General features: G+C 66.0%; 27 protein-coding genes. 11 read left to right on the top strand and 16 right to left on the bottom strand.

Annotated features, from left to right (window positions below):
- Nucleotide 1 precedes the first annotated feature (1 nt).
- From KV110_RS08155 to KV110_RS08150, 3 genes are read right to left on the bottom strand one after another with little or no spacing between them, the layout of a single operon-like run.
- Complete coding sequence (locus KV110_RS08155) at nucleotides 2–475, bottom strand: flavodoxin family protein (protein WP_218474799.1); 474 nt, start codon at nucleotides 473–475, stop codon at nucleotides 2–4.
- Complete coding sequence (locus KV110_RS41760; RefSeq protein WP_281427755.1) at nucleotides 472–594, bottom strand: hypothetical protein; 123 nt, start codon at nucleotides 592–594, stop codon at nucleotides 472–474. The genes KV110_RS08155 and KV110_RS41760 overlap by 4 nt, the downstream gene beginning before the upstream one ends.
- A complete protein-coding gene (locus tag KV110_RS08150; protein ID WP_218474797.1) occupies nucleotides 591–1,766 on the bottom strand; it encodes an NAD(P)/FAD-dependent oxidoreductase in 1,176 nt (391 codons plus the stop codon). Before KV110_RS08150 ends, KV110_RS41760 begins: the two co-directional genes overlap by 4 nt.
- A 133-nt stretch (nucleotides 1,767–1,899) precedes the next feature.
- Between KV110_RS08150 and KV110_RS08145 the strand changes: the two genes are divergently transcribed.
- Entirely contained in the window at nucleotides 1,900–2,346 is a 447-nt protein-coding gene (locus KV110_RS08145) for a protealysin inhibitor emfourin (protein WP_218474795.1), read from the top strand.
- Nucleotides 2,347–2,556: 210 nt separating this feature from the next.
- Nucleotides 2,557–3,177, top strand: a complete 621-nt coding sequence (locus KV110_RS08140; protein ID WP_218474794.1) for a maleylpyruvate isomerase family mycothiol-dependent enzyme — start codon at nucleotides 2,557–2,559, stop codon at nucleotides 3,175–3,177.
- A 4-nt stretch (nucleotides 3,178–3,181) separates the two neighbouring features.
- Here the strand turns inward: KV110_RS08140 and KV110_RS08135 are convergent, their stop codons facing one another.
- Nucleotides 3,182–4,732, bottom strand: a complete 1,551-nt coding sequence (locus KV110_RS08135) for a dolichyl-phosphate-mannose--protein mannosyltransferase (protein WP_218474792.1) — start codon at nucleotides 4,730–4,732, stop codon at nucleotides 3,182–3,184.
- A 91-nt stretch (nucleotides 4,733–4,823) separates the two neighbouring features.
- Here KV110_RS08135 and KV110_RS08130 point away from each other — a divergent pair, with 91 nt between their 5' ends.
- The gene (locus KV110_RS08130; protein ID WP_218474790.1) at nucleotides 4,824–5,537 is read left to right on the top strand and encodes a spermidine synthase; all 714 of its coding nucleotides are present in this window, start codon (nucleotides 4,824–4,826) and stop codon (nucleotides 5,535–5,537) included.
- Nucleotides 5,538–5,541: 4 nt separating this feature from the next.
- On the opposite strand, the gene KV110_RS08125 is transcribed toward KV110_RS08130, so the two are convergent.
- The 4 genes from KV110_RS08125 to KV110_RS08110 all read right to left on the bottom strand — a co-directional run bounded on the left by KV110_RS08125 (nucleotide 5,542) and on the right by KV110_RS08110 (nucleotide 9,890).
- Nucleotides 5,542–6,042 carry a metallophosphoesterase family protein gene (locus KV110_RS08125; RefSeq protein ID WP_218474788.1) on the bottom strand — a complete coding sequence of 167 codons (501 nt, stop codon included), beginning with the start codon at nucleotides 6,040–6,042 and terminating at the stop codon, nucleotides 5,542–5,544.
- Between the two features lie 13 nt (nucleotides 6,043–6,055).
- Nucleotides 6,056–8,830 carry an MMPL/RND family transporter gene (locus tag KV110_RS08120; protein ID WP_246634702.1) on the bottom strand — a complete coding sequence of 925 codons (2,775 nt, stop codon included), beginning with the start codon at nucleotides 8,828–8,830 and terminating at the stop codon, nucleotides 6,056–6,058.
- A gap of 116 nt (nucleotides 8,831–8,946) precedes the next feature.
- Nucleotides 8,947–9,360, bottom strand: a complete 414-nt coding sequence (locus KV110_RS08115) for an MmpS family transport accessory protein (protein ID WP_218474784.1) — start codon at nucleotides 9,358–9,360, stop codon at nucleotides 8,947–8,949.
- Between the two features lie 194 nt (nucleotides 9,361–9,554).
- Nucleotides 9,555–9,890: a histone-like nucleoid-structuring protein Lsr2 gene (locus KV110_RS08110; protein ID WP_218474783.1), complete on the bottom strand. Its 336-nt coding sequence runs from the start codon at nucleotides 9,888–9,890 to the stop codon at nucleotides 9,555–9,557.
- Between the two features lie 114 nt (nucleotides 9,891–10,004).
- Between KV110_RS08110 and KV110_RS08105 the strand changes: the two genes are divergently transcribed.
- Both KV110_RS08105 and KV110_RS08100 read left to right on the top strand, forming a co-directional pair.
- On the top strand, nucleotides 10,005–12,053 hold the full coding sequence (locus KV110_RS08105; protein WP_218474781.1) for a M3 family metallopeptidase: 2,049 nt from the start codon (nucleotides 10,005–10,007) through the stop codon (nucleotides 12,051–12,053).
- Between the two features lie 151 nt (nucleotides 12,054–12,204).
- On the top strand, nucleotides 12,205–12,864 hold the full coding sequence (locus tag KV110_RS08100; RefSeq protein ID WP_218474779.1) for a S1 family peptidase: 660 nt from the start codon (nucleotides 12,205–12,207) through the stop codon (nucleotides 12,862–12,864).
- 16 nt (nucleotides 12,865–12,880) lie between these two features.
- On the opposite strand, the gene KV110_RS08095 is transcribed toward KV110_RS08100, so the two are convergent.
- The 4 genes from KV110_RS08095 to KV110_RS08080 form a co-directional block, all read right to left on the bottom strand.
- Complete coding sequence (locus KV110_RS08095; protein ID WP_218478263.1) at nucleotides 12,881–13,462, bottom strand: TerD family protein; 582 nt, start codon at nucleotides 13,460–13,462, stop codon at nucleotides 12,881–12,883.
- Between the two features lie 215 nt (nucleotides 13,463–13,677).
- Entirely contained in the window at nucleotides 13,678–14,745 is a 1,068-nt protein-coding gene (locus KV110_RS08090; RefSeq protein ID WP_218474778.1) for a flavin-containing monooxygenase, read from the bottom strand.
- Entirely contained in the window at nucleotides 14,742–15,974 is a 1,233-nt protein-coding gene (locus KV110_RS08085; protein WP_246634402.1) for an MFS transporter, read from the bottom strand. The genes KV110_RS08090 and KV110_RS08085 overlap by 4 nt, the downstream gene beginning before the upstream one ends.
- A gap of 6 nt (nucleotides 15,975–15,980) precedes the next feature.
- A complete protein-coding gene (locus KV110_RS08080) occupies nucleotides 15,981–17,348 on the bottom strand; it encodes an FAD-dependent oxidoreductase (protein WP_218474776.1) in 1,368 nt (455 codons plus the stop codon).
- A 102-nt stretch (nucleotides 17,349–17,450) separates the two neighbouring features.
- On the opposite strand from KV110_RS08080, the gene KV110_RS08075 reads away from it, so the two are divergent.
- The 4 genes from KV110_RS08075 to KV110_RS08060 all read left to right on the top strand — a co-directional run bounded on the left by KV110_RS08075 (nucleotide 17,451) and on the right by KV110_RS08060 (nucleotide 20,312).
- Complete coding sequence (locus KV110_RS08075) at nucleotides 17,451–18,290, top strand: helix-turn-helix domain-containing GNAT family N-acetyltransferase (protein WP_218474775.1); 840 nt, start codon at nucleotides 17,451–17,453, stop codon at nucleotides 18,288–18,290.
- Between the two features lie 89 nt (nucleotides 18,291–18,379).
- A complete protein-coding gene (locus tag KV110_RS08070) occupies nucleotides 18,380–18,757 on the top strand; it encodes an ArsR/SmtB family transcription factor (protein WP_218474773.1) in 378 nt (125 codons plus the stop codon).
- On the top strand, nucleotides 18,754–19,845 hold the full coding sequence (gene arsB, locus KV110_RS08065; protein WP_218474772.1) for an ACR3 family arsenite efflux transporter: 1,092 nt from the start codon (nucleotides 18,754–18,756) through the stop codon (nucleotides 19,843–19,845). Before KV110_RS08070 ends, arsB begins: the two co-directional genes overlap by 4 nt.
- Nucleotides 19,846–19,907: 62 nt before the next feature.
- Nucleotides 19,908–20,312, top strand: a complete 405-nt coding sequence (locus tag KV110_RS08060) for an arsenate reductase ArsC (RefSeq protein WP_218474770.1) — start codon at nucleotides 19,908–19,910, stop codon at nucleotides 20,310–20,312.
- 7 nt (nucleotides 20,313–20,319) lie between these two features.
- Here the strand turns inward: KV110_RS08060 and KV110_RS08055 are convergent, their stop codons facing one another.
- Together KV110_RS08055 and KV110_RS08050 are read right to left on the bottom strand one after the other, a co-directional pair.
- Nucleotides 20,320–20,505 carry an RNA polymerase sigma factor region1.1 domain-containing protein gene (locus KV110_RS08055; RefSeq protein ID WP_218474769.1) on the bottom strand — a complete coding sequence of 62 codons (186 nt, stop codon included), beginning with the start codon at nucleotides 20,503–20,505 and terminating at the stop codon, nucleotides 20,320–20,322.
- A 315-nt stretch (nucleotides 20,506–20,820) separates the two neighbouring features.
- The gene (locus KV110_RS08050; protein WP_218474767.1) at nucleotides 20,821–21,837 is read right to left on the bottom strand and encodes a G1 family glutamic endopeptidase; all 1,017 of its coding nucleotides are present in this window, start codon (nucleotides 21,835–21,837) and stop codon (nucleotides 20,821–20,823) included.
- Between the two features lie 169 nt (nucleotides 21,838–22,006).
- On the opposite strand from KV110_RS08050, the gene KV110_RS08045 reads away from it, so the two are divergent.
- Nucleotides 22,007–22,465: an aggregation-promoting factor C-terminal-like domain-containing protein gene (locus tag KV110_RS08045; RefSeq protein ID WP_218474765.1), complete on the top strand. Its 459-nt coding sequence runs from the start codon at nucleotides 22,007–22,009 to the stop codon at nucleotides 22,463–22,465.
- Nucleotides 22,466–22,540: 75 nt separating this feature from the next.
- On the opposite strand, the gene KV110_RS08040 is transcribed toward KV110_RS08045, so the two are convergent.
- Complete coding sequence (locus KV110_RS08040) at nucleotides 22,541–24,070, bottom strand: carboxylesterase/lipase family protein (protein WP_246634401.1); 1,530 nt, start codon at nucleotides 24,068–24,070, stop codon at nucleotides 22,541–22,543.
- A 255-nt stretch (nucleotides 24,071–24,325) separates the two neighbouring features.
- Nucleotides 24,326–24,715 (bottom strand): hypothetical protein, encoded by a 390-nt coding sequence (locus KV110_RS08035; protein WP_218474761.1) that lies wholly within the window; start codon nucleotides 24,713–24,715, stop codon nucleotides 24,326–24,328.
- Nucleotides 24,716–25,093: 378 nt separating this feature from the next.
- Here KV110_RS08035 and KV110_RS08030 point away from each other — a divergent pair, with 378 nt between their 5' ends.
- Nucleotides 25,094–25,738: a TetR/AcrR family transcriptional regulator gene (locus KV110_RS08030; RefSeq protein ID WP_218474758.1), complete on the top strand. Its 645-nt coding sequence runs from the start codon at nucleotides 25,094–25,096 to the stop codon at nucleotides 25,736–25,738.
- Nucleotides 25,739–25,758: the final 20 nt, after the last annotated feature.

Here is a 25,758-nt window from a genome sequence, read left to right as displayed (position 1 = left end):
GTCAGGACGTGGCGCCGATCCGGGCTCGGAGGCTTTTGGCGAACGTGCGGGCGGCGGTCAGGTCGGTGGCGTCGGGGTGCCCCTTGCTGACGCCGCCGACGAGTTTGAAGGGGAGCCAGGTATCGAGGCCGCGGCAGGTGAAGGTGTCGACTACTTCGAAGCCCTTTTGTTCGAGCAGTCGCGCGAAGGAGCGGGTGTAGCGCCGGAAACGGGGTTCGGGCATGCCGCTGGTGGCGAAGACGAATGCCTTGCGGCGCTGCTCTTTCGGCAGCGAACGGACGAACTGGCGCAGTCGTGGATGGAAGGACATCTGGAAGATTCCCGAGCCGAACCCCACCAGGTCGTAGGTGGCGAGCTCCGCCATATCGACCTCCTCGGGGTCGACGACACGGGCGTCGAGCACCTGGCCCATGACTTCGGCGATCCTCCTGGTGTTGCCGTGAGATACCGAGGTGCACACGATGATTGCCTTCATGATGGGGTTCCTTTCAGTGGCTGACGTTGCAGCGGATCGTCGGGTTCGGTTGCGGGGTAGAGATTTTCGTAGGCGGCCGTGGCCAACGGCAGGGTGAACCGCTCGGCGTCGGTGGTCACGGGTTCGTGCCGACCTCGGTCACCAGCCGGTTACCACCGCCCTTGAGAGAAACGTACGAGCCCGGCTTGCGGGCTTCTCGGCGGATTCCCCACAGCGTGCCTTTGCAAGCCGCCTCCTTGAGCGGCGCACCGAGACGGCCGCCGACGTAGAAGTTCACCGCCGTGTCGTCCTTGCGGGCGAACTGTATGGTGGCGGCGCGTCGCCCCAGGCTGACAGCGGAGCCAACGAACGCCACGTCCAACTCGGCGGGCTGCGCGCCTGCGATGCGGCTCAGCACGGTCTCGGCGGCTTGGGCGCCGAGGGGTCCGGCGGCTTGGCAGCTCATCCGCAGCGGCTGCCCCGACGGTGCGGCGGCGTCACCGGCCGCGATGATGCGGTCGTCGTCGATGCTGGTCAGCGTCTCGTCGGTGCGGAGACGGCCGAGCGCGTCGGTGCGCAGGCCGGTGCGGGCGGCCAACTCCGGCACGACGAACCCCGCGGTCCAGATGGTGACCGCGCTTGGCAGCACGGTGCCGTCGGCCAGCACCACCTCGTCCGGCCGCACCTCGGCCACCTTCGCGGACTCGAGCACCTCGACCCCGTGCCCGGCCAGCCACTTGGCCACCGACCGCCGGGCCGGTGCCAGGAACGAAGGAGCCAGTCGACCGCCACCGACCAGCGTGCCGACGCGGCCCTGTTCGGCCAGCTCGGCGGCGGTCTCGATGCCGGTGAGCCCACCACCGACGATGGTGATCGGGGCGTCCGGGGGCACTTCGTCGAGGGCGGCGCGCAACCGTTGCGCGTGCTCCCATTCCGCTATGGGGTAAGCGAATTCGGCCGCGCCGGGCACCGAGACGGGCGGCGCCGCGGTGCTGCCCACTGCGTAGATGACGTAGTCGTAGTCGAGTGCGCGGCCCGATGCGAGCCGCACGGTCCGGGCGGAGGTGTCGATGTGGGTGGCACTGTCGATTACCAGCCGCACGCCGTCACCGAGCAGCGTGCGGTAGTCCGCGGTGGCCTCGCTGGTACCGGCCACGAACTGGTGCAGGCGAATTCGTTCGACGAATTTCGGGCGCGGGTTGACGAGGGTGACGTCGACGTCGGTGCGCACCCGCAGATGATTGGCCGCCACCGTGCCGGCGTAGCCGCCACCGATGACGACGACCTTGATGGTGTCGTTGAGATCAGTCATGTCCATGGGACAACGCAGGCCCCCGAGACGTGACAGTACGTGACGCGCGTCATAACCATCACGGGAGTCGCTCGAGTTTTCCCCAGTTGAGAGCTCCATTGTCTCGACGTACCCGGCGCCGATACTGTGCGGTATGGGCGAATTCCGGTCCCGCCGTGGTCTCTCACAACTGCTGTTTCTTCCGGCCGCAGTAGTCGTCACGCTGCTTCTCGCGGCGGCGGCTTGCAGCGGCTCCGGCGGAACCCCGCCCGGGACAGGGGCTCCGGAGCCGACCCGCGTCGAAGTGAACCAGACCGGCGGCTTCGCCGGCGTCAACGAGGTCTACACCGTAGATGCCGAGGTCGACAACCAGCGCCGCGCTCCCCTATTCGACCTGGTCGGCAGCGAGCAATTCCTGGCATTGAACGACACCTACACCGAAAACGACTGCCGCGACGCCTTCTCCTTCACCGTGACCGTCACCTATAGCAACGGCACCACCAAGAACATCACCACCGACGAATGCAGCCAAGCCCCCGCAATGCTGACCGACGCCATCGCCCTCACCAAGGAAATCGGGCACCGCCACGACGGCAAGTAGCCGCAACTGGGTAAGCGCACCATCGCCATCCGCACGACGGCTGGGATCACCGCACGACCGATGAATTCGAGCGAGCGCGACCGTCTCAAATGATGAACCGCACGCCCACCGGGAGCGGATCAGTCGTAGGGCCGTCCTTGCTGGCCGGCTTCGCTCGAAGTGGAGGAACCGTCGGTGTCGGATGTTGTGTCGCGCGAGAGTCTTTGGGCTATGGCGCATGCGGAACGGGCCGCGTTGGTGGAGGATCTCGCGGGACTGGATGACGGGCAGTGGGGGCGGCGGTCGTTGTGCGGGCGCTGGGTGGTGGAGGAGGTTGTTGCGCATCTCACCGCGGGGGCGAGTATCGGGCGGGTGCGGTGGCTGGTGAGTGTGCTCGGTGCCCGCTTCGATTTCGACCGGCACAATGATCGGCGGCTGGCCGAGCATCGGGGGGCGACGCCAGCCGAAACTCTCGAACGGTTCCGGGCGGTCGTCACGTCCACCACCGCGCCGTCGGGGCATACGGCGGCTTGGCTCGGCGAGGTGGTTGTCCATGCCCAGGACATTCGGCGGCCGCTCGGGCTGACGCGCACACCGTCGGTCGCGGCGACCACCGAGGTTGCGCGGTTCTTCGCCGGTCGCGATTTCACGGTGGCCAGCCGCCGCATTATCGAGGGCCTTCACCTCGAGGCGACCGACGGTCCCTTCGCTGTTGGCACCGGGCCCTTGGTTCGCGGGACGACCATCGCCCTCACGATGGCAATGGCGGGCAGACATGCCTACTGCGACGACCTCGCGGGACCCGGCGTGCCCACCCTGCGCGCACGCTGTACACCGCAGAACGGTGGCTGACGCGCTACCGCCAACTCGGCAACCACAACTCTCGCTGCCAGGTATCCATCGAAATCGGCAGCGCCGTAAGAATCGGCCATATCCAGACGAAGTTGGCCACTACAACTCCCAGGTACAGGCATACAGCCAGCAGCCGCAAACGCCGATGCTCGTCGGAATGCGGTGCCCGGCCGACGAGATCGCCGAGCCCGATCGCGAGAAGCATCATCAGGAACGGCGCCATCGCCGTGGCGTAGAAAAAATACATCTGACGATCCAGGGACACGAACCACGGCAGCCATGCCGCCAGGTAGCCGACCAGTACGGTCGCGTATCGCCAGTCACGACGGGTGATGGATCGCCAAGCAGCCCAAAAGAGCACGGGCAATGCCAGCCACCAGATGACGGGTGTTCCCAGCAGCATCATGGCTTTCACGCACGGCGAATAGCCGCAGCCGCTTGCCGTATTAGGGTCAGGAAAGTAGTACAGCATCGGGCGCAGCCCCATGGGCCACGTCCACGGCTTCGATTCCCACGGATGGTGGTTACCCGCCGAGTTCGTCAGATGCGTGTGGAAGTTGAGAACCTGGCCGCTGTTATACCACAGGGATCGCAGCGCATCGGGAACGAAAGAAAAGAATCCGCCCGTTCCGATTTGATTTCCGACCGCATATCTGTTGATACCGGTCTCACTGGCAAACCAACCGCCGTACGAGGCGAGGTAGACACCCAGCGGAATGACGATCATTGCATACAGCGAGGGGACCAGGTCACGCACGAAGGTGCCGACCCACGGCCGGGTCACACCGTAGGAACGCCGCATGGTCGCACTGAATACCAGGCACAGCAGAAAGAACGCGACCACGAAGTAGATTCCCGACCATTTCGTCCCGCAGGCAAGCCCTAGAAATAGGCCGGCAGCGAACCGCCACCATCGCACACCCGGCCTTGGGCCATATGGCGTCGAGGTGGTGCGACCGGCCCGATCGGCATGCGCCATCCGCGCCCGAAGTTCGTCACGGTCCACCACGAGACAGCCGAATGCCGCAGTGGCGAACAACGCGAGAAAGATATCCAGCATACCGATACGGGATTGCACAAAAGTGACCCCGTCGGCGATCATCAGAATCCCAGCGATCGCGCCGACCATGGTCGACCGCGCCAACCTCCGCGCGATCCGGATCACGATCAGTACCAACACGGTTCCCGCTACCGCAGCGGAAAACCGCCAGCCCCATGCGTTGTAACCGAAAATCGCTTCCCCGAGCGCGATCGCCATCTTACCGACCGGCGGATGAACGATTACCGGGAACGCGGGATTGTCATCGATCCACATCCCATTGGTCAACATCTCCCAAGCCTGAGATGCGTAATACTTTTCATCGAATACCGGATATCCACCATCGGTCGGATAATTCAGATTGATGAAACGCGTAATCGCCGCGATGGTGGTAAGAAATGCGGTGACAAGCCAGCCACGGAGACGATCATCGGGTAGGTCATCTGCCGCCGGCCGCAGCGGACGAGGGCTGGTTAGAGCAGAAGGCACTGGCCGCGGATCGGTCAGCCGGATCATGTGTCGATAGTAGATGCGTCCTCGAACCAGCGACCACTGGGCAGCAAGCCGCGCCGAGGGCAGCCGACTCCCTAGGCCTATCGTCACTGCGATGAGCGCACACTTCGAGGAACTCGGCTGGCAGCCGACGCCGATGGGCGAGATCAGCCTGCGCCGCCGGTTCGATCCCACCGCGCGCACCGATGTCTATGAAGTCAAGCTCGGCGACGAGTACCTGATGTCGAGTCTGTTCACCGTCGCTGAATGCGAGCTCGCCCGATTGGGCCTGGCCCGTACACCCGGCGAGGAATTGGATGTGATCGTCGGCGGACTCGGCTTGGGCTACACCGCGCGAGAAGCATTGGCCGATCCACGAATTCGGACACTCACCGTCGTCGAATATTCCGAGGCGGTGATCGACTGGCACAACCGCGAATTATTGCCCGACACTGCCGGATTGGCCGCCGACAGCCGGGTCACGCTCGTGTGCGCGGACTTCTTCGCGGCAGCCGCGGGCCCGATGGGGTTCGACCCGGCACGTCCTGGCCGAACCTACGACGCGATCTTGCTGGATATCGACCACTCACCACGCCACGTGCTGCATCACCCGCACGGTGCGTTCTACACCCCGGACGGCCTGCGCGCCTTGTCCGCGTTTCTCGCCCCGGGCGGCACATTCGCCCTGTGGTCCGACGACGCCCCGGACGACCAATTCGTCGCGACCCTCGAAACCGTCTTCACCGATGTCGAAGCCCAGCAGGTGTTCTTCGACAACCTGCTCACCGGAAGCCGGTCGAGCAACACGATCTACCTCGCCACCCGATGAGCTCTCACCGCGGCGGAATGGCATGCAGTTCCACCTCACTCAGCCGACCCGAACGGACCCGAGCTGTCAGGTAGGTGTGCTCGGGCTGCCGTCGTCGATCCGTGGGTGAACCGGGGTTGAGCAGCCGCAGCCCGCTCTCGGCAACGCTGTCCCATGGAATGTGGCTGTGCCCGAACACCAGCACATCGGTATCCGGGAAGTCCCGTGCGCACCGCTGCTCCCGGCCCTTCGCGGGTCCGGTCTCGTGCACCACCGCCAGCCGCAGCCCGGCCAGTTCGGCGCGGGCGATCTCGGGCAGTCTGGCGCGCAGCTGCGGGCCGTCGTTGTTGCCGTACACGCCGATCAGGCGCTTGCTGCGGGCCTCGAGCTGATCCAGCAACGCCACCTCGACCCAGTCGCCCGCGTGCACGACCACATCGGCCGCGTCCACCTCGCGCCACAACAGCTCCGGCAGATCCCGCGCGCGCTTGGGCACGTGGGTATCGGAGATGATCAGCAACCGCATGCTGTCCGGTGTATCACGGTCGGCCTGCAGGTGCGGTCCGATGAATGTTGATCGGCCACCAGAACCAGCGACCGGCCAACGCCGCGATGGTGGGGACCACGAAGGACCGGACTATCAGGGTGTCGAGGAAGAGCCCGATCCCGACGGTGGTGCCGATTTGGGCGATGTTGTGCGCGTAGCTGACGAGCATGGCGAACATCGTGAGACCGAATACCAGCCCCGCGGTGGTGACCACCCCGCCGGTATTGACCATCGACCGGATGATCCCGGTATTGATGCCCGCTGCGAGCTCTTCTTTGAATCTGCTCACCAGCAGCATGTTGTAGTCCGCACCCACGGCGACCAGGAAGATGAACGAAACCGGCGCCACCGACCAGTGCAGCGGATTGCCGATGAGGTGCTGCCAGATCAGGACGGTCAGGCCCAATGCGGACAGATAGGACAGTGCCACCGTGCCGATCACCGCGACGGCCGCGACGAGGCTGCGCAGCAGAATCAGGACCACACAGAACACGAACGCGAACGCGGCGACGACGCTGGTGATGAAGTCCTCGCGGACGAAGGCCTCGATATTGAGCAGCGTGCCGCCGGGGCCACCGATACTGACCGTGCTGCCCGCCAGCGAGGTGCCCTTCATCGCTTGCAGGGACGCCGGAATGATCTTCGCGCTGAGATCCATGGCCTCGCGGCTGAATCCCTCCATCTGCGGTGTGACGATCATCCGGGTCACCTTGCCGTCCGGCGAGAAGAAATAGGGCAGTGCGCTCTTGAAGAGCGGGCTGTCGAATGCCTGGCTGGGCATGAAGAAGAAGTCGTCGGGGTCGCCCGTGGTGAAGCTCTTGCTGACCTCTCCCAGGAATTGGGTGATGTCCGATACCTGCGGGAGCAGCATGTTCAGCGTGCTCTGCAATGGCGCGAGAATGCCTTCCACCTGTGCGATGAAGTCCTTGACGCTCGCCAACTGCGCGGCGAGCTGCGGGAAGGCCTGCGAGGCGGAATGGACGCCCTGCACCAGACCGTCGACGACGGTGTCGAGCTTGCCGACATCGTCGAAGAGAGAGAACCCGGTCAGCGCCGCCTGGCAGGCCCGCACGTCATGGCATTGCGGGATCGAGCTGACGAATTGCCTTGCGGGCCCGGCAGTATCCCGCAACGAGTTCAGTTTGTCGACCACACCGGCAACGTCGGTCTGGAGCGCGGCGGCATTGCTGTTCACCTCGTCGAAGCCCGCTTTGCCAGTGCTCAGCGCGCCTTCCACACCTTTGACCGTGAGATTCAGCTGATCGATGCGTCCGGCCAGGGTGGTGAGGTCGTCGAGCCGCTGGCTGAGCATGGTCGTCATCTGGGTGAAGCGGTTGCCGATGTAGCCCGCCTGGTTGGTGAGCGTGCCCTGCTCTAACGGTGTGGTCAACGGACGCGTAATTCCCTGCACCGCACTTACTCCGGGGACCTTCAACACGGCATTGGTCAGTTTCGCGAGTGCGATCAGATCCGCGGGATTGCGCAGGTCGTGATCAGATTCGACGAGAAAGATGCTGGGCGCCATGATATTCGGCGGTAGATGACGGTCGGCCGCCGCGAATCCTTGGTTCGCCTGCGAGTCGCTCGGTTGCGCTATGCGCTCGTTGAAGCTGGGCCGGAACGTGGGCAGTACCAGGATGGCGAGCACCAGCACGGTGAGGGCGGCGACCAGCACCGGGCCGGGCCAGCGGACCACGCTGGTCGCGATCCGCCGCCACCTACGCTGCGACGACTGCGCGCGCGGTTCGAAAAAGCCGAGGCGGCTCCCGAGCGCCAGCAGCGCGGGCCCCAGCGTCAGTGCGGCGGCGAGAGTGACCATCACCGCGATCGTGCAGGGCAATCCCGAGGTGCTGAAGATCGCCAGCCTGGTGAAGGACATGCAGGCCGTCGCCCCGGCAACCGTCAGGCCGGACGCGACGATGATGTGCAGAACCCCGCGCAGCGCCGTGTAGTACGCGGTTTCGGGATCCGCACCGGCACGCCGGGCCTCTTGATACCTACCGAGCAGGAAAATGCCGTAGTTCGTGCCCGCCCCGAGCACGATCACCGCGAGCAGCGCGGACGCGAAGATCGAGACGCCGACCATCTGATGCTCGCCGAGGTAGGCCACCACTGGGCGGGCTACGGCGAGACCCATGCCGACCGTGAGCAGCGGCATCGCCACCGTGATCGGCGAACGGTACACGCAGATCAGGACCGCCCCGACCAGCCCGGCGCACACGACGATGAGGAGCAACATGGAATCGTTGATCGCCAGGAGTTCGTCGTTGACGACCGCGGAGGGACCCGTCAGATGGACCGTGATCCCCGGCGGCGGCGGGTAATCGGCGATGATGTCCCTGGCCGCCTGGGTGGATTCCATGGCCATGGCGGTGCCCATATTTCCCGCCAGGTTGAGCAGCACATACGACGCCTTTCCGTCGGAACTCTCACTCGCCGGGGAGAAGTCCGGGTTGGACCACAGGTCCATCGCGGAATTGATGTGCGTTTTGTCCTGAGTCAGGCGATCCAGCAGCGCCGTGTAATAGCGATGCGCGTCATTGCCGAGCGGGGCGTCCCCTTCGAGCAGGACATAGACGAAATTGTTCGTCCCCGCCCCGCCGAAATAGTGGCCCATCTTGACGATCGCCTGCACCGATGAGGCATCGTCCGGCAGAAAGGACTGGGCATGTCCCTTGACCACCGTCTCGAGCTGGGGAACGAAGAAATTGAGCCCACCTGCCGCTATCAACCACACCGCGATGATCGGCACCGAGAACGTGTACATCAGCCGCGCGAGAACCGGTCGGCCTGGCCTGCGGCGCAGATGTTCCCTGTCGAACGGCACCGCGAACTCGCCACGAACCTTGACGAGTAGCTCCCGCAGCCGGGCCCGCACGGCGCTCATGACACCGGCACCTTGCAGTTGACCGCGGCGAACGGCCCATCCGACACCTGGACGTCCCTGGGCTCCCCGTTGATGACGATGCGGCAGGACACATGATCGGCATCCGATTGCGCGACCACGCCCGTCGGCAGGGTCAGCCTGTCGGTGCGCACCGAGGTCCGCCACGGCAGGCCGGTCGACACATCGCGAACCTGGCCCTGTTCATCGAGATACGACAGCCGCACCGAGGTTCCGCTCGGCCCGTCGATCTCGTAGTCGATGACCTGTCCGCTCGGCCGCCCCAGCACCGGCGGCGGGGTCGAATGCCCGATCGCCAAGTCCGGGATCTCACTCAGCCGCAGCCGGGCTATGAAGAGAGCCGTCACGCCTAGAACCAGGACTACAACGCCGTACACCCAGGCACTCTTCATGACCTTCTCCGCTGTCTGTGCGAGCCCGTGACCTTCGGTTATGCGCGCGTCTGGATATTGACGTTACGCACGGTAACAACTAGTACGCCGAGTAGGCAATATGGCATACGACATAACGTGGCCGAGAAAAAAGATCGCGTGCCCCCGGCGCCAAACGCCGGCCAGAGCACGCGATCCGCTACGCCGAACTCGGGCTAGGCGTTCGCCTTGGTGTACGCCTCGACGACCTCCGCCGACACCCGTCCCCGGCTCGACACCTCGATACCGCTCTGCTTCGCCCAATCCCGAATCGCCGCGGTCTGCGCCCGATCCCCCGCTGGACGCACCGTACCGTTCTTACCGCGCGGCACCCGGCCGACCTTGCGCGCATGCGGTGTCCATTCCTCGAAGACACCACGCAGCTTGCTGGCGTTGAGGACAGACAAGTCCAGTTCATATCCCACGCCGTCGACGGCGAACATCACCGTCTCTTCGGCCTGCGACTCCCCATCGAAGTCATCGACCAGCGTCACAACCACTTTGCGAGCCATACGGATTCCCTTCACACGCCCACGGACCGACAAAGAAGCCAATCCTAGTCAGACACTTCCGGCCGGTAGCAGCGCCCACACCGTCGTACACCGTTCCGGCATAAGGTTTCAGCTATGACGAGCAACCCGTTCTTCGAGCCGAGCACGCTCCCCTACCAGTTGCCGCCGTTCGCCGAGATCCGGGAGGAGCACTATGTGCCCGCGTTCGAGCGCGGCATGGCAGAGCAGTTGGCCGAGGTCGCCGCCATCACCGCCGCGGACGACGCGCCTTCGTTCACCAATACCGTGGTGGCGCTGGAACGTTCGGGAGCCTTGCTCACCCGGGTGGCCAATGCCTTCTTCAATATCGCCTCCTCGGACTCCAGCCCGGGTACCGACGCGATCGAGGCCGAGATGTCGCCCAGGCTGGCCGCGCACCGGGACGCCATCTATCTCGATCCCGCGCTCTTCGCCAGGATCGAGGCGCTGTATGGACGCCGCGACGAACTCGGCTTGGACGCTGAGGAATTGCGGTTGCTGGAGCAGTACCACCTCAGGTTCGTCCGGGCCGGTGCCGGACTCGACGCCGACGGCCAGGCTCGGCTGCGCGCGCTCAATACCGAAATCGCCGCGGCAGCCACCGAATTCGGGCAGAACAATGTGGCGGCCAGAAACGCCGCCGTGCTGGTGTTGGAGAACGCCGAGGAATTGGCCGGACTCGCTCCCGCGGCGGTCGCTGCCGCGGCCGAGAATGCCCGGTCGCTCGGCCGCGAAGGGGCGTGGGCGCTGAGCCTGCAGAATGTCTCCAACCAGCCCGTCCTGCGTGACCTGGCCGACCGGGAGGTGCGGCGCCGGATGATGGCGGCCTCGCTGGGGCGCGGATTCGGCGCGGACGGTAATGATGTGCTCGCCGTCCGGATCGCCACCCTGCGGGCCGAGCGCGCCGCCTTGCTCGGCTACCCGGATCACGCGACGTATGCGGTGGAGGACCAGACCGCGCGCTCGGCCGAGGCGGTGGAGGAAATGCTCGGGCGGCTCGTTTCGCCCGCGGTGGCCAACGCGGAGCGGGAGGCGACCGAGTTGACGGCGGCGATGCGGGCGAACTCGGCCGACGACGACGGCGAACTCCGCTCCTGGGACTGGCTGTACTGGTCGGAACGGGTGCGAGCCGAACGGTTCGCGGTGGACGCCGAGGCACTGCGCCCCTACTTCGAGCTCGAGCGGGTGTTGCGGGACGGGGTGTTCTTCGCCGCCGAGCAGGTCTACGGGGTCACCTTCCGGGAGCGCGAGGATCTGGTCGGGTACCACCCTGAGGTCCGGGTCTTCGAGGTGTTCGACGCGGATGGCAGCGCGCTGGGGCTGTTCCTCGGTGACTTCTTCACTCGGCCGTCGAAGCACGGCGGGGCTTGGATGAACGAACTCGTCAGCCAATCCCGGTTGTTGGGGACGCTGCCGGTGGTGGTGAACAACCTCAATGTTGTAAAGCCTGCCGCGGGCGAGCCTGCCCTGCTGACCTGGGACAACGTCAGGACGCTCTTCCATGAGTTCGGACACGCGCTGCACGGGCTGTTCTCGGATGTGCGCTACCCGTTCTTCGCCGGGACCGAGGTGCCTCGGGACTTCGTCGAGTTCCCTTCGCAGGTGAACGAGATGTGGATGGCTCAGCCGGACGTGCTGGCCAACTATGCGCGGCACTTCGAGACCGGCGAGCAGATGCCCGCCGAACTGGTCGAACGCATGGTGGCGGCCGAGCGGTTCGGCGAGGGATTCCGCACCGTCGAATACCTCGGTGCGGCACTGCTGGACTGGGCATGGCACCGCGTACCCGGAGCCGAGGCGCTGGCCGGAGCCGACGCCGAGGCGTTCGAGGAGGCCGCGCTGCGGAAGGCGGGCCTGGCCATCGAGGCGATTCCGCCGCGGTACCGGACCGGGTACTTCGCGCACATCTTCTCGGGCGGGTACGCCGCGGGCTACTACTCCTACATCTGGAGCGAGGTGCTCGACGCGGACACCGTCGACTGGTTCACCGACGGCGCCACGTCGATCCGCGAGAAGGGCACGGTGTTCCGGCGCGAATTGCTGTCCCGGGGTGGGTCGGTGGACCCACTGGCGGCCTTCGAGTCGTTCCGTGGCCGCGCGCCCGCGATCGAGCCGCTCCTGATCCGGCGCGGATTGGTCAGCTGAGGGAAGCCCGCACCGGCAACACCTAACGGAGGCCCACAGCGCCTATGTGAATTCGGTTGCGACATAGCCCGTTTGGAATCGGTCCAGTCGGGAATGTCGCGAACACCCCGGTGCGACGGTGCCGGGCGACCGAACCAGAGGAGTCATGCCCATGACACGAACCGCGCTCGCCTTCGCCGCCACCGCCGCAGTGCTCGCCGCCGGATCCGCATCCGCGCAAGCCCAAGCAGACGACACCCCACCGACGATCGGCGGCGGCTCCGGCATCGTGGTCGACGCGCGGGCCGGGTGCACGCTGACGACAATCGGCAGGGACAGCGCGCAGCGGCTGGTCGGTTTGACTGCGGGACACTGCGGAGAGCCGGGCGCGACCGTCGTCGTCGAGGCCGATCCCGACGGCACGGGGGTGGGACGGTTCGTCTACTCCGACAGCACCCTGGATTACGCGGTCATCGAATTCGATGAGCAGCGGGTCACTCCGGTGAACCGGGTCGGCGGCACCACCATCACCGGGCTCGGTGCGCCCGCGCAGTTCCCGACGGTGGTGTGCAAGCGGGGCAGCACCACCGGAACGAGCTGTGGCGTCGCCTGGGGTGATGTCCGCGCCACCAATACCGAGACCTGGACCCAGATGTGTGTGATGAAGGGCGATTCCGGGGCGCCCGTCATGGTCGGCACCACGCTGGTCGGCATGGTGAACGCCTACCTCGGCGTCGGCTGTCTCGGTCCGGAGGTCGGTACCAATATCAGCGCCATCGTGCACGACCTGAACGCTCGCGGCGAGATCGGCGCCGGATTCCAGCCGCTCTGACGACGCTCTTTCAACGCTATGGCAGATACCGCGCCATCTGCGGGACCGCTTCGGACAGATGATGCGCGTAGATCCCCTCCCCGATCCCGACGAAGTACCAGCACTGCGGGGTACGAAGCAGCTTGCCCATCACCTGCCCGGTGTGCGGGCCGCCGCTCAGCAGGTATCGGGTGATCTCGGTGCCGGTCGTGGTGTCGAAAAGCCGGTAGTACGCGTTGTCGATCTGCCCGAAACTCTGTCCCGAATAGGAGGTCGCGAGGAAGATCACCGCCGTCACCTCAGGTGCCAGTCGCGCCAGATCAACGGTGATCACCTCGTTGTCCCCCACGCCCTCCCCCGTCGGGCTGTCCCCACTGTGCGAGATCGACCCGTCTCGCGAAACCAGCTGCTCGTGGTAGACGGTGTCCACCAGTACCTCGCCGGCGAAAACCAAAGCCGCCGAATTCAAGTCGATCCGGTTGCCAGGGGTCACCGTGCCGTCGAAATCGACGAACAAAGCTTGATCGGACGGATCCCAGCCCAGGGAGACCGCGACGTGCTCCGGCAAGGTGCCGTCGGAATTCTGCAACGGAAAGGACAACCGTGTCCCCTTTCTCAGGGGCGAGCACGGTATCCAACTACCGCAACGCCGAAAGATCCAACTGTATAGCCGCTCCCGCCGTGCCTGCTCGTCATTGAGTAGCTCGTCGCCATTGACGATGCCGGGTGCGACCTCCCGACCGCTTCGGACTCGGCCCGCCTACCCGCGAACCGAGCCCGAACCAGCCTGTTACTCGCCGCATACCCCGCGTTCCGCGAGTTCAATCGTTGGCACTACAACCCGACCATTGCCGGTGCCTTCTGGATATGCGCGGCCAGCGCGCCGATGACATGGTCGGCGTCGCGGTGGACGCCGCGGAGCGTGTTGGAGGAGAAGGAGCGTTGGAACTCCAGTCCTAGATAGACGAGGCCGGGATGGGTGACCGAGATTCCACCGGTGTGCAGCGGGAAACCGTTGTCCAGAGTGCCGAGTGGGGTGAGGTAATCGAGGGCGGGGCGGTAACCGGTGGCGAACAGGACGGTGTCGACTCGTTCTCTGGTGCCGTCGGCCCAGACGATGGCCTCGGTGTCGAAGCGGGTGAACATCGGGCGGCGGTCCATCCGGCCGGATTCGAGGGCGTGCCGGTAGTCGCCGGTGTCCATGACCAGGGTGCCGCCGACGTAGCGGATGAGCCACTCCGGTGGGAGCCGATCGAAGCCGGTATGGACGAGCCAGTGGTGCAGGTCGTGACCGTTGCGGCGCTGCGGAAGGAAGTTGACGGGATGGTGGGTGGCGAGCGTGACGATGGCGCTTTCGGCGAGTTCGTAGGCGACCTGAATGGCGGAGTTGCCTGCCCCGACGACGATAATGCGTTGCCCCACATAAGGTTTGGGATTGCGATAGTCGGTGACATGCAGCAGAGCACCGCTGAACTCGTCTCGGCCGGGCAGGTCGGGGATATGCGGGTTGGTGAATGACCCGGTGGCGGCCACGATTCCGGCTGTATGCAGGGCCTCTCCGGTGGCCGTGTGGACGACGAATCCGGTATCCGGATGAGGTTCGACCGCGGTAACGGGTGTGCCGGTGCGGATGTCGGCATCAAGGGTGGCGGCATAGCGGCGTAGGTAGTCGACGACTTCGTCGCGGTGCGGGTAGTGGTCGGGACTGCCGGGGAAGGCGAAGCCCGCCATGCCACTGTGTTCCGCCGGAGAGAACAACGTCAGGCTGTCGTAGTAGTGCGACCACGACCCTGTCGGCTCGGGTCCGGCTTCGACAATCACCGGCGCGAGGCCGTGCTTCTGCACTGTGCGGGCGGCGGTGAGGCCGGATTGCCCGGCACCGATCACGAGGACATCGATCATGAAAGTGGTTCTTTCCGTGCGTGTTTCGGGATAGCTACCAGCGAGAGGACTGCGGCGGCGGCGACCAGTCCGCCCAGCAGCAGGTAAACAGCGGCGTATCCGCCGACCGCGGCCGCCAGTGCGGTGGTGGCGAACGGCGCCAGCGCCATGGTGATCGTGAGCGGCGCGGAGAGCAGCCCGGTGAGTTGGCCGTAATGAGCGGTGCCCCAGCGATCGGTGATGGCGGTGGCATGTAACAGCGTGAACACGCCGCGGGCCATGCCGCCCAGGACCGCCGCGGCGATCAACGCCGCCGCCGTGGTGAGAACGCCGAGGAGCGTGGTGGTGGCCGCGATGGCGAGCAGGATCAGCAGCGTTCGGGTGCGGACACTGGTGCAACTTGCCAGTGCCCCATAACCGAGGCGACTGGCGACCTGTCCGACGCCGCCGAGGCCGAGCGCCACCGCAGCGGTGCCGCTATCGATGCCGCGTTCGGTCAGTAGCGGCACCAGGGTCACGACCACGGCGAAGGAGGCAAACGCGGTAATACTCAATGCGATTGCCAGCGTGAGGAATACGGGGCTACGGCCGATCCGGCCCGGGTCGGCGAGGTGCGCGTGCCCGGGTTCCGCGACCGCGCGTGGCGGCCACGGCAGCCGTAGCCCGAGCCAGTGGCCCGGCACGGTGACCACTGCGAGAATCGCCGCCAACACGAGATAGGTTGCCCGCCAGTCGAAGTGCGCCGACAATGCGGCGGTGACCGGAGCGAACACCGTGCTGGCCAGTCCCCCGGCCAACGTCAGCACGGTCAACGCCTTGACCCGGTCCGGGCCGTGCCAGCGGGTCAGTGCCGCGAAGGCGGGCGGGTACAGCACCGCCCCCATCGCCACGCCGACCAGCAGCCAACCGGCGAAGAACCACCGCAGGCTCGATGCTGTCGCCACCAGGACCAGCGCCGCGACAGCCAGCAGCGAACCCGCGGTCATCACCCCGCGCGGACCACGACGGTCGAGCCACCGCCCGACCAGAATCCCGACGAGCGCCGTGAGGAGCTGCCCCGCCGAGAACGCGGCGGTCAATGCGGTCGCCGACCAGCCGGTGGCGATAGTTATTTTGCCGAGCAGTACCGGGAAGGCATAGAACAGTACGCCCCAGCTGGTGACCTCGGTGACGCACAGCACCAGCAGCACCCGCCGCAACCCGGTATCGGTTGCGGCGGGCGCCTGTGGCGCCGAAACAGCTTCCAGCACAGGGGTTCAGCGGGAAGTAGTTGCGGTGAGGGTCAGATCCTGGATCGCGACCGGCGCGGGCAACGACAACTCGTGCACCTCCGTCGGAGCGGCGCAGCAGCCGCCGCTCGACTCCTCGGTGGGCGCGTCGAACAGCCCGGACCCGCCGCAGACGCCCGTTTCGGGCAGCACCAGTTCCACCCGTTCGGCTGCTTCCCGATCTCCGGCGAGCGCGGCGGCGATAGAGCGGACCTGCTCGTAGCCGGTCATCGCCAGGAACGTCGGCGCGCGGCCGTAGCTCTTCATTCCGACCAGAAAAACGTCCGGGTCCGGATGCGAGAGTTCCTTCACCCCATGCGGATATACGCTGCCGCACGAGTGGACGTTCGGATCGATCAGCGGTGCGAGCGCTGTCGGGGCCTGCAGGGTGGCGTCCAAGCCGAGTCGGATTTCCGCGAGCCACGACAGATCAGGGCGGAAACCGGTCAGCACCACGACCTCGTCGACCGCGGTTACCGGATCTCCTTCGGCGGGAACGAGTATCAGCCGACCCGAGTCGTCGCGTTCGACGGTCTCGGTGCGGAAACCCGTCACCACGCTGATGCGTCCTGCCTCGACCGCGGACTGCGCCCGTAGACCCAGCGCGCCGCGGGCGGGGAGTTGATCGGCTTGTCCGCCACCGAACGTCGCGCCGATGTCGCCGCGACGTAGCAGCCAGGTGATGCGGGTCGCGGGATGATCGTCCGCCAGCGCGGCGAAGGCGACCAACGCGGTGAGCGCGGAGTGCCCGCTTCCGGCGACCACGACGTGTTTGTTCGCGTACCGGGCGGCGGTGTCCGGTGCGGCGAGATCCGGGACGCGGTAGGAAATTCGGTCCGCCGCGGCGGTTTCCCCGATCGCGGGCAGACCGTCACCGCCGAGCGGGCTCGGCGTCGTCCAGGTTCCCGACGCGTCGATCACCGCGCGGGCCGCGATCCGTTCCTCCCCGTTGCCGGTACGAACGTGCACGGTCAGCGGTTCGGTGTCGCGACCGGCATCGACCACCCGATCACGTCCCCGCCGGGCCACGCCGATCACCTCCGTACCGAACCGGACACGGTCCCCCAGCGCCTCGGCCAAAGGGCCCAAGTACCGCGCTGCCCATTCCGAACCGGTGGGGTAACCGTTGACGTCGGGTTGCTGCCAATCCCGCGATTCGAGCAGCGGCCTGGCGGCGGGCGCGATCAGCTCGGCCCACCGGGAGAACAGTCGAACGTGCCGCCACTGCGCCACCGCGGCCCCCGCCCGGTCCCCTCGTTCCAGGACGAGCACCGGAAGTCCGCGGGCGGTGAGTTCGGCGGCAGCAGCCAGCCCGACCGGGCCCGCGCCAACGACAACGACAGGAAGGGCATTCATCGCACACCATCTTTCATCGATCCGTATCGATTAACCAATCGAGAGAGTATCGACCGCGGTCGATAGATGCAACCATCGATCCAGATCGATATACTGGCGGCCATGGCCATCGCGTTACCCCGAGCCCAGGTCCTGCCCACCGGCGAGGCGACCACCTATGCCGAGTGGTTCGCCTGCTTGGCCGAGCCGGTCCGGGTGCGCCTGCTACACGCGGTCGCCACCACCCCGAAGGGCATCACCATCGGCGCGCTGACCGAAATCCTCGGCACCAGCCAGTCCACGACCTCGCATCACGTGCGCAAACTCGCCGACGTCGGATTCGTCCGCCTGCACAAAGAGGGCACGGCCACGATCGTCACCGTCAACGAGGCCTGCTGCGCCGGATTGCCGCACGCCGCCGACGCGGTCATGGGCCTGCTCGCCCCACGCCCGTGCTGCCCCGACGAGGTACCCGCCGACGTCACCGTCCGGGCCCTGCGACCCGCCGACTGGACGGCCGTGCGCCGCATCTACGCCGAGGGCATCAGCACCGGCCTGGCCACCTTCGAAACCACCGTGCCGAGTCGCGCCAGCCTCGACGCACACTGGCTGCCCGAGCACCGCTGGGTCGCCGAGATCGACGGCGAAGTCGTCGGCTGGACCGCCGCGAGCCCGGTGTCCACCCGCGAGTGCTACGCGGGCGTCGCCGAAACCACGGTCTACGTGGCGGGCGGCTACCGCGGCCGCGGGGTCGGAAAAGCGTTGCTACACAAGCAGGTCACCGAGGCCGACGCCGCCGGATTGTGGACCCTGCAAGCGGCGATCTTCACCGAGAACCGGGCCAGCATCGCGCTGCACCACGCCGCCGGGTATCGCACCGTCGGCATCCGCGAACGCATCGCCAAGTTGGACGGCGTGTGGCACGACACGGTCTTGATCGAGCGGCGATCGCCGATCAACTGAGGCCGCTGAGTGCCGTTGCATTCGGCGGCCGCGCGGGGTTCACCGGCTGTTTGCTTGCTCATTGATTAGATATCGATCAATATAGGCGCATGTCGAAGTCAAAGCTGGTGGTGACGCCGGTGCAGTCGTGTACCGCCGCGCCGATCGTGCGCGAACCCCTGACCGCCGAGGCCGCGGGCGAGTTGGCCGGAGTGTTCAAGGCGCTGTCGGATCCGATTCGGCTGCGCCTGCTGAGCGCGATCGCCAGCCGCGAAGGACAGGAGGCGTGCGTGTGTGATCTGTCGGAAGGTATCCAGCTGTCCCAACCGACGATCTCCCATCACCTGAAGGTGCTGCGCGAGGCCGGACTGCTCGACAGCGAGCGCCGTGCGTCATGGGTGTATTACCGGGTGATTCCCGATGCGCTGCAACGACTCTCGCAGGTGCTGCTGACCGAGAGCGGCACTGCGGCCGGAGTGACCGCATGAGCGTGGACACTATGGCCAACGAGCAGGGTGTCGTTGCGAAACTCTCCACGCTCGACCGGTTCCTACCGGTGTGGATCGGTGTCGCGATGGTCGCCGGACTCGGGCTCGGACGGCTGATCCCCGGCCTCGGTGACGCCTTGAGCGCGGTCGAGATCGACGGCATCTCGCTGCCGATCGCGATCGGGCTGCTGATCATGATGTATCCGGTGCTGGCCAAGGTTCGCTACGACCGCCTCGACACCGTCACCGGTGATCGCGGTCTGCTCGTCGGTTCGCTGATGTTGAACTGGGTGCTCGGTCCCGCACTCATGTTCGCGCTCGCCTGGCTGTTGCTGCCGGATCTGCCCGAATACCGGACCGGCTTGATCATCGTCGGCCTGGCCCGCTGCATCGCGATGGTGATCATCTGGAACGACCTGGCGTGCGGTGACCGGGAAGCCGCCGCGGTCCTCGTCGCGCTCAACTCGGTGTTCCAGGTGATCATGTTCGCCGTGCTCGGCTGGTTCTATCTGTCGGTGCTGCCCGGGTGGCTCGGTCTGGAACAGGCCACCATCGACACCTCGCCGTGGCAGATCGCGAAGTCGGTGCTGATCTTCCTCGGGATCCCGCTGCTGGCCGGATATCTGACCCGCCGTTTGGGCGAACGCGCCAAGGGCCGTGACTGGTACGAGGCGACGCTGCTGCCGCGCATCGGGCCGTTGGCGCTGTACGGATTGCTGTTCACGATCGTGATTCTCTTTGCGCTACAAGGAAAGCAGATCACCTCGCAGCCACTGGACGTAGTGCGGATCGCCATTCCGCTGCTGATCTACTTCGCCATGATGTGGGGTGGCGGTTACCTGCTCGGTGCCGTCATGGGGCTCGGCTACGCACGCACCACCACCTTGGCGTTCACCGCCGCAGGCAACAACTTCGAACTCGCCATCGCCGTGGCGATCGCCACCTATGGCGCCACCTCGGGCCAAGCGCTCGCCGGAGTCGTCGGACCCCTCATCGAGGTGCCCGTCCTCGTCGGCCTCGTCTACGTCTCCCTCGCGCTGCGAAAGCGGTTCAGGGACAACGCATCCACAGTCAGCTCCGCCGTCTAGCGAACCGACAGCGCCGCCCGACGCCCCAGCGGGGCACCGGCCCGGAAACCGAAAGGCCAACCATGGCAACCAAGCCCAGCGTTCTGTTCGTCTGCGTGCACAACGCGGGCCGCTCGCAGATGGCAGCGGCATTCCTGACCCACCTGGCCGGAGACGTCATCGAGGTCCGCTCGGCAGGCAGCGCACCGGCCGACTCGATCAACCCCGCCGCGGTCGCGGTCATGGCCGAACTCGGCATCGACATCTCCGCCCAGTCGCCGAAGATCCTCACCGCCGACGCGGTAGCAGCCTCCGACGTGGTGATCACCATGGGCTGCGGCGACGCCTGCCCGTACTTTCCCGGGGTGAGTTACCGAGATTGGGTGCTCGCGGATCCCGCGGGCAAAGGCGTCGATGCCGTGCGGCCCATCCGCGACGAGATTCGCGATCGGATCGAGAAACTGATCGCGGAGTTACTGCCCGCTTGACCCAGCGCTATTCGCCGGAGACCGGATCCGACTCGTACACCGGGATACCTCGGGCGTCGAGCATCTGGATGATGCCGACGAACTGATCCCGATCACCGATGGCTTCCGGAACATACTCGTTGATCTCAGCGTGCGTTATGTACTTCTGTTCGTGACCGAGGGTGATAAGTTCCTTCATTCCGGACTGTGCCATGCGTTATCTCCACCTGTCAGCAGAGCCGGTCTACCGTCGGCCCCGGGACGGCCCACGTTAGCAGCGTGGCGCATATCCTGACCGAGATATCGCGGGACTCTTAATGTTTCGCTGATTGCGGTGCGATGGGGGCCGGATCGTGCCGCGGGGTCCGGCGTTCCGGTCACTGTGCAACGCCCTGCGGCGCCGCTTGCGATCGCCCGCCGACGCCCGGCACGGTCCACGCATCGGCTATCGAAGGTCGCTACCGATCTCGACAACCATGTTTACGCGTCGGGGACCTGACCGGCCCCTCGCCGCGGGCATGTGGCCCGACTATTTAGCAATGGTGAAGCTGCTGCCGTCCTTGGAGATCGGGCCGGGGCCGAGTTCACCGTTGGTGGCGCCGATCGAATAGCTCACCGGCTCGAAGGCCGTTAACGGCTTTCCGTCGACCTGCACGTTGGTGAAGGTGATCGGACTGAACGATGGGAGGGCACTGTTGAGCTGGCCCTCGACAATAATTTCCGCGGTCAATGCCGGGGCGTCGGACTCCACGACGGTGGTCCGCGTCCAGTTCTGCGTCACATTCGCCACCGTCATGGTGTAGGCGGAGCCGTCGAAGCTGACCGAAGCCCGCATTTTGTCACCGGGGGCCGATGTGACGCCCTCGTATATCCCCGGATTTGCCGGATACGCCTCCCACAACGCCATCCGATAAATCTCTTGCGTGCATACCGTGGCGCCTTGGGCGGACGCGCTGCCGATGCCCGCGCACACATCGGACGTGGCCTGGCCCAGCGAGGTGTTCGTACTTTGCGCGGCCCTGATCGCATTGCGGAACCAGGCGGGATTATTGACGACGGTGGCGCTCGCCAGGTTCACGATGGCCAGCCCGGGCAGCGACGCCAGCGTGCCCGCCACACTCACGCAGATCGCTTCGGCACCCGTCTGCATCAACGGCAAGGCCTGCTTGCCGTTCACCAGCGTTCCGTTCAGGCCGACCCACGGCGCCACGCGCTGAATAACGCCGGTATCGGTGCAGGTTACCTCGGGCTCTACCCATTCCGCGGAAATGCTCTTGAAGCTCCCGGTGACCACATATCCGGCCCAGTTGGTGCCGCGAATGCGCGGCGGCGCCGAATCCCCCGGAGCCTCGGGCGCCGCGTTCGGAGTCGTCTTCGGCTCAGCCTCCGGTGCCGTCTGCCCGGTCGCCAACGGCGGCGAGACCAGCACTGCCACGATCGCACCAACCACCGACGCGGCGAGACGGCTTCGCATTCGCGTCCGACCCGGGGTAGTCATCATGAACAGCCACAATAGCTGAAATGCATCACTGTCGCGCGCCGCCACGCGGCAGTGTTTCCGCAGGTTGCGCGGGCCATACCCGCCTGGAGTGCACTTATTCATTTGAATGACACTCCGGAGCGGCTGCGCAACAACATCGGTCACTAGTGATTTGCTGAATTAGCACGACAGGCTTCGAGTTTCAATCAGTGGATACGAAAGGACCGAATCGACGATGCGGTACTTCATTCCTACCGTCGCAGCAGCCGTCAGTGCGCTTTTTCTCTGCGCCGCTCCGGCAAACGCTGTCGCCACGGATTGCGCGGCTCCCGATGCGCCGCCGATTTGCGCGACGCCGTCGCGCACCTGGGAAACCCATTCGGCCGGCTCCGCCCTCTCCCTACCCCGGGCAACGGTCAAAATTCTTGCGATGACAATCGTGCCGCCACACCATTTCTGGGCGTTCGACAACATCATCACCCGGGAAAGCGGCTGGAATGTTTTCGCCATCAACCCGGAAAGCGGCGCCTACGGCCTCGGCCAAGCCCTGCCGCCCCAGAAGATGGGCACCCACGGTCCCGACTGGGCGTTCAACCCGGTAACCCAGATCCGCTGGACCTACGACTACATGAACAAGCGCTACGGCAACCCCATCCGCGCCTGGGAGTTCTGGCAAGCACATCACTGGTACTGATCTTGCCGCTTAGGCGGTTGCCTCGATTGCCTTGCGAACGCTTGTATTTGGCGCCGCGAGACGGGCGAGCGCGTGTCACGGGGTGGGGATTTGGGTCCAGAGGGCGCAGTGGTGGGTTTCGTGGATGTTGGTGGTGGTCGCGGTGTCGGGGTGCAGGACCAGGGACTGGTCGCCGGTGTGGCGGGGCCAGTGCGGGAGGCCGTTGGCGTTCGGGTCGCCGGTGTGGACGAAGGCTGACCAGTAGCGGATCATCTTGTCGGACAAGGCTTGCTGAGCTGAGGTGGCGGGGGACGGAGTCCGGTCGAGGTCGAACAGGTAGGGCAGTTCGAAGCCGTGGGCCGCGCCCAAGGGGAAGGGCGGTGGGGACGGTAGCCCGGGGAGGGGCGCGGCATCGGGGTCGGCGAATTCGTAGGCGTAGACGGGGCCGGTGCGGGTGAGGGATTTCGTGTTGTCGGCGATCGGGCACGCGAAGACGTGGTCGGTCATCACCGCGGACCAGGCCAGCTCCGGTTGCGCGTAGCGGTCGAGCGGATATTGCGCGGTGACGGCGTCGGCTTGTGGGCCGAACATCTTCAACAGGTCGGGATACTGCTGGGCGGTGATCGTCTGTCCGGCAACGAAATAGGTGTATTCGTCTCGGTTCACGCCGATCAGTACCGGCACTTTCGCGGCCTTGCCGTCACGGAATGCGACCATCGGGTCGTCCGGCAGCAGGGGTTGGCCGTAGCTCGGACTGGGCAGACCGACACCGGCTTCCCCGGTGAAGTGCAACGGTGTCGCGGCCACCTGCTCAGCGGGTACCGCACGCAGACACCGAGCTACCGCGGCGGCATCGGCGTCCGGGCAGCCGATCGTCGCCGAGTACTCCTCGCTCTTGGCGACCGCGGTCTGCCGGTCGGTCTGCATTTCGCACGGCCCGCTCTGCAATATCGCGCCGTGGAACAACCGGTCCGAGGCCGGCGACACCAGGTGGTCACACACCGACATCGCGCCGGCCGACTCACCGGCAATGGTCACCTTGGCCGGATCGCCGCCGAACGCGGCGATATTGTCACGCACCCAGCGCAACGCCGCCTGCTGATCCAGCAACCCGAAATTGCCGACCTGCCCGTCCTCGTGCGCCACCGCCGGATGCCCCAGGAAACCCAGCGCACCCAGCCGGTAGTTGATCGTCACCACGACCATGTCGCCGGTGCGCACCAATCGCGCGGGGTTGTACAAACTACCGCTGCCGGTGGTGAACGCGCCGCCATGGATCCACACCAGCACCGGGCGTTTCCGATCGGCAGCGCCACTGGGTGTCCACACATTCAGGAACAGGCAGTCCTCACTGCCGGTGAGCCGACCGGCGTCCTCGGGTTGCAGACACTCGGCTCCCGGCTTCGTCGCGTCTCGCTCCGCCGACCAAACAGCCGGTGCGGCAGGCGGTTTCCACCGCAGCTCGCCCACCGGTGGTGCCGCATAGGGGATTCCGGAAAATGCGCGCTCGTCGGCCGTCACGGTCCCGCGCACCGGCCCGGACCGGGTCTGCACTACCGCCGCATCGGTCGGTTGTTGATCTTTCTCATCGCCACACGCGGTCACGGCGCTGAACACGGCCGCCATGACGGCCGACACCAGAACAGCCCGAAACGCACCCCGTCGCGCCTTCGTACGCCAGTTCGCTTCCCGTTCGGAGCCGGAGCAGTCAGCATTCATCACGGATCCCCTTCACCAGCCGAAAGACTCGATAAGACGATGACCGTCTGAATAGAAACTAGCGAACTCGGCAGCCGGGCCGCCCGGCTTCGCCGATACCCCGGCTCGGCGAGTCGGGCTGAACAGGCGATACACCTGCCTCAGCTCGCCGAGCAGCAACCGTCAGGAGCTGCTGCCACTGGACGGACGCGACCGCAACCGTTCACATTTCCCGGCGTCGGCATCGGGACGGTCCGCCCCGTTTCGGGCACAACCCTCCCTGGTGAAGCCGTTCCGGTCGTAGCCCCATCGGTCGTAACCCCACCGGTCGTAACCGCTTCGGTCATAGCCGAACCGATCACGGCCGAATCGGTCACGCCCGGAACCATCGAAGCCATCCATGCCGTAGCCGAAGAAGTCGTCATCGAGGCCGCTCTTGGGCGGGTCGTGGTGGAAGCCGCCGTGGCAGCCGATCTCCGTCGGCGTGACGCACGGCCTGGCGGAGGCCGCCGGAATGATGACAGCGGCGGGGGCCAGCGCCAGTGTCGCCGCCACTACGGTTCGCACCATCACCCGTCGAGCTCTACCCGTACCCACACTCGTTACCGACACCATCGACCTCTTGTTCACACGGAACGCGCCTATCGCGTTCGGATCCGATACACAAACTCTCCACCGCGGCCGCCTACCGGGCCATTCCCCGTCGCGGAAACGTCTAAAGCATTGGCGTGCAGACGGTTTCGAGCGGCAATTACGATGCCTCGACGGTATCCGAAACGAATACGTTTCTGCCTCAGGGGAATCCCCCATTTCGCCATCCGCCGTTGGACGTACGCTTCCGGTGGATCTCCCGGGGTCAGGCGCCCGCTCCTGCCCCGGCCACGCGTTGAATTCGCACACCTCTCCACTATTCCGACCGATCGGTCGGACTTATTGCGATAGGATGTTCACATGACAAACAGGCACCCGGCCGACGGGCGCCGAGCTCGCGGCGAACGATCCAGAACCGTAGTGCTGGACGCGGTGGTCTCGCTGGCTTCCGTCGAAGGGCTCGGCGGACTGAGCATGGGACAGGTCGCCGCCGAGGCGGGCGTCAGCAAGTCCGGCCTGTTCTCGCTCTGGCGCGACAAGGAAGAGCTGCAACTGGCGGCCATCGAACGCGCGCGCCTGCAGTGGGTGGAGCAGGTAGTGACACCCGCGCTGCGAGCACCGGCCGGGATAGGTCAGCTGTGGGCGCTGCACGAATCGCGCCTGGCGTTCTACGCCGACCTGATACTGCCCGGCGGCTGCTTTTTCGTGGCCATCCAGCACGAGTTCGACGACCGCCCCGGCCCGGTCCGCGACCGCCTGGTCGCGCTTGCTCGCGAGTGGGACGCGTTCGTGCACTCCGTCATTCGCTCCGCACTCGATGCCGGCCAGCTACAGCCGGACACCGATCCCGGCGTCCTCGCCTTCGAACTCGACGCGCTCGGCTACGCCGCGGTCACCCGCGCGCGCCTGCTGGATCGCGACGCCGCGTTCGCCCAATCTCGGGCCGCCATGCTGGGGCGACTGCGGGCGTACAGCACCGATCCGTCGCTGCTGCCGGAATCCTGAACCGAGACCGGCGCACGAAC

The organism is Nocardia iowensis, from assembly GCF_019222765.1.
GTDB lineage: Bacteria > Actinomycetota > Actinomycetes > Mycobacteriales > Mycobacteriaceae > Nocardia > Nocardia iowensis.
The sequence above is the reverse complement of the archived record's forward strand: the minus strand, read 5'-3'. Positions and strand labels throughout refer to the sequence as shown.

Bases quoted from the DNA above. Each gene is read 5' to 3' on its own strand.
- KV110_RS08060 (WP_218474770.1), top strand. From the start codon at position 19,908: ATGGCAACCAAGCCCAGCGTTCTGTTCGTCTGCGTGCACAACGCGGGC.
- KV110_RS08075 (WP_218474775.1), top strand. From the start codon at position 17,451: ATGGCCATCGCGTTACCCCGAGCCCAGGTCCTGCCCACCGGCGAGGCG.
- KV110_RS08090 (WP_218474778.1), bottom strand. From the start codon at position 14,745: ATGATCGATGTCCTCGTGATCGGTGCCGGGCAATCCGGCCTCACCGCC.
- KV110_RS08135 (WP_218474792.1), bottom strand. From the start codon at position 4,732: ATGATCCGGCTGACCGATCCGCGGCCAGTGCCTTCTGCTCTAACCAGC.
- KV110_RS08125 (WP_218474788.1), bottom strand. From the start codon at position 6,042: ATGCGGTTGCTGATCATCTCCGATACCCACGTGCCCAAGCGCGCGCGG.
- KV110_RS08040 (WP_246634401.1), bottom strand. From the start codon at position 24,070: ATGGCGGCCGTGTTCAGCGCCGTGACCGCGTGTGGCGATGAGAAAGAT.
- KV110_RS08080 (WP_218474776.1), bottom strand. From the start codon at position 17,348: ATGAATGCCCTTCCTGTCGTTGTCGTTGGCGCGGGCCCGGTCGGGCTG.
- KV110_RS08155 (WP_218474799.1), bottom strand. From the start codon at position 475: ATGAAGGCAATCATCGTGTGCACCTCGGTATCTCACGGCAACACCAGG.
- KV110_RS08140 (WP_218474794.1), top strand. From the start codon at position 2,557: ATGGCGCATGCGGAACGGGCCGCGTTGGTGGAGGATCTCGCGGGACTG.
- KV110_RS08105 (WP_218474781.1), top strand. From the start codon at position 10,005: ATGACGAGCAACCCGTTCTTCGAGCCGAGCACGCTCCCCTACCAGTTG.
- KV110_RS08110 (WP_218474783.1), bottom strand. From the start codon at position 9,890: ATGGCTCGCAAAGTGGTTGTGACGCTGGTCGATGACTTCGATGGGGAG.
- KV110_RS08030 (WP_218474758.1), top strand. From the start codon at position 25,094: ATGACAAACAGGCACCCGGCCGACGGGCGCCGAGCTCGCGGCGAACGA.
- KV110_RS08145 (WP_218474795.1), top strand. From the start codon at position 1,900: ATGGGCGAATTCCGGTCCCGCCGTGGTCTCTCACAACTGCTGTTTCTT.
- KV110_RS08115 (WP_218474784.1), bottom strand. From the start codon at position 9,360: ATGAAGAGTGCCTGGGTGTACGGCGTTGTAGTCCTGGTTCTAGGCGTG.
- KV110_RS08150 (WP_218474797.1), bottom strand. From the start codon at position 1,766: ATGACTGATCTCAACGACACCATCAAGGTCGTCGTCATCGGTGGCGGC.
- KV110_RS08120 (WP_246634702.1), bottom strand. From the start codon at position 8,830: ATGTACACGTTCTCGGTGCCGATCATCGCGGTGTGGTTGATAGCGGCA.
- KV110_RS08130 (WP_218474790.1), top strand. From the start codon at position 4,824: ATGAGCGCACACTTCGAGGAACTCGGCTGGCAGCCGACGCCGATGGGC.
- KV110_RS08055 (WP_218474769.1), bottom strand. From the start codon at position 20,505: ATGGCACAGTCCGGAATGAAGGAACTTATCACCCTCGGTCACGAACAG.
- KV110_RS08045 (WP_218474765.1), top strand. From the start codon at position 22,007: ATGCGGTACTTCATTCCTACCGTCGCAGCAGCCGTCAGTGCGCTTTTT.
- KV110_RS08070 (WP_218474773.1), top strand. From the start codon at position 18,380: ATGTCGAAGTCAAAGCTGGTGGTGACGCCGGTGCAGTCGTGTACCGCC.
- KV110_RS08100 (WP_218474779.1), top strand. From the start codon at position 12,205: ATGACACGAACCGCGCTCGCCTTCGCCGCCACCGCCGCAGTGCTCGCC.
- arsB (WP_218474772.1), top strand. From the start codon at position 18,754: ATGAGCGTGGACACTATGGCCAACGAGCAGGGTGTCGTTGCGAAACTC.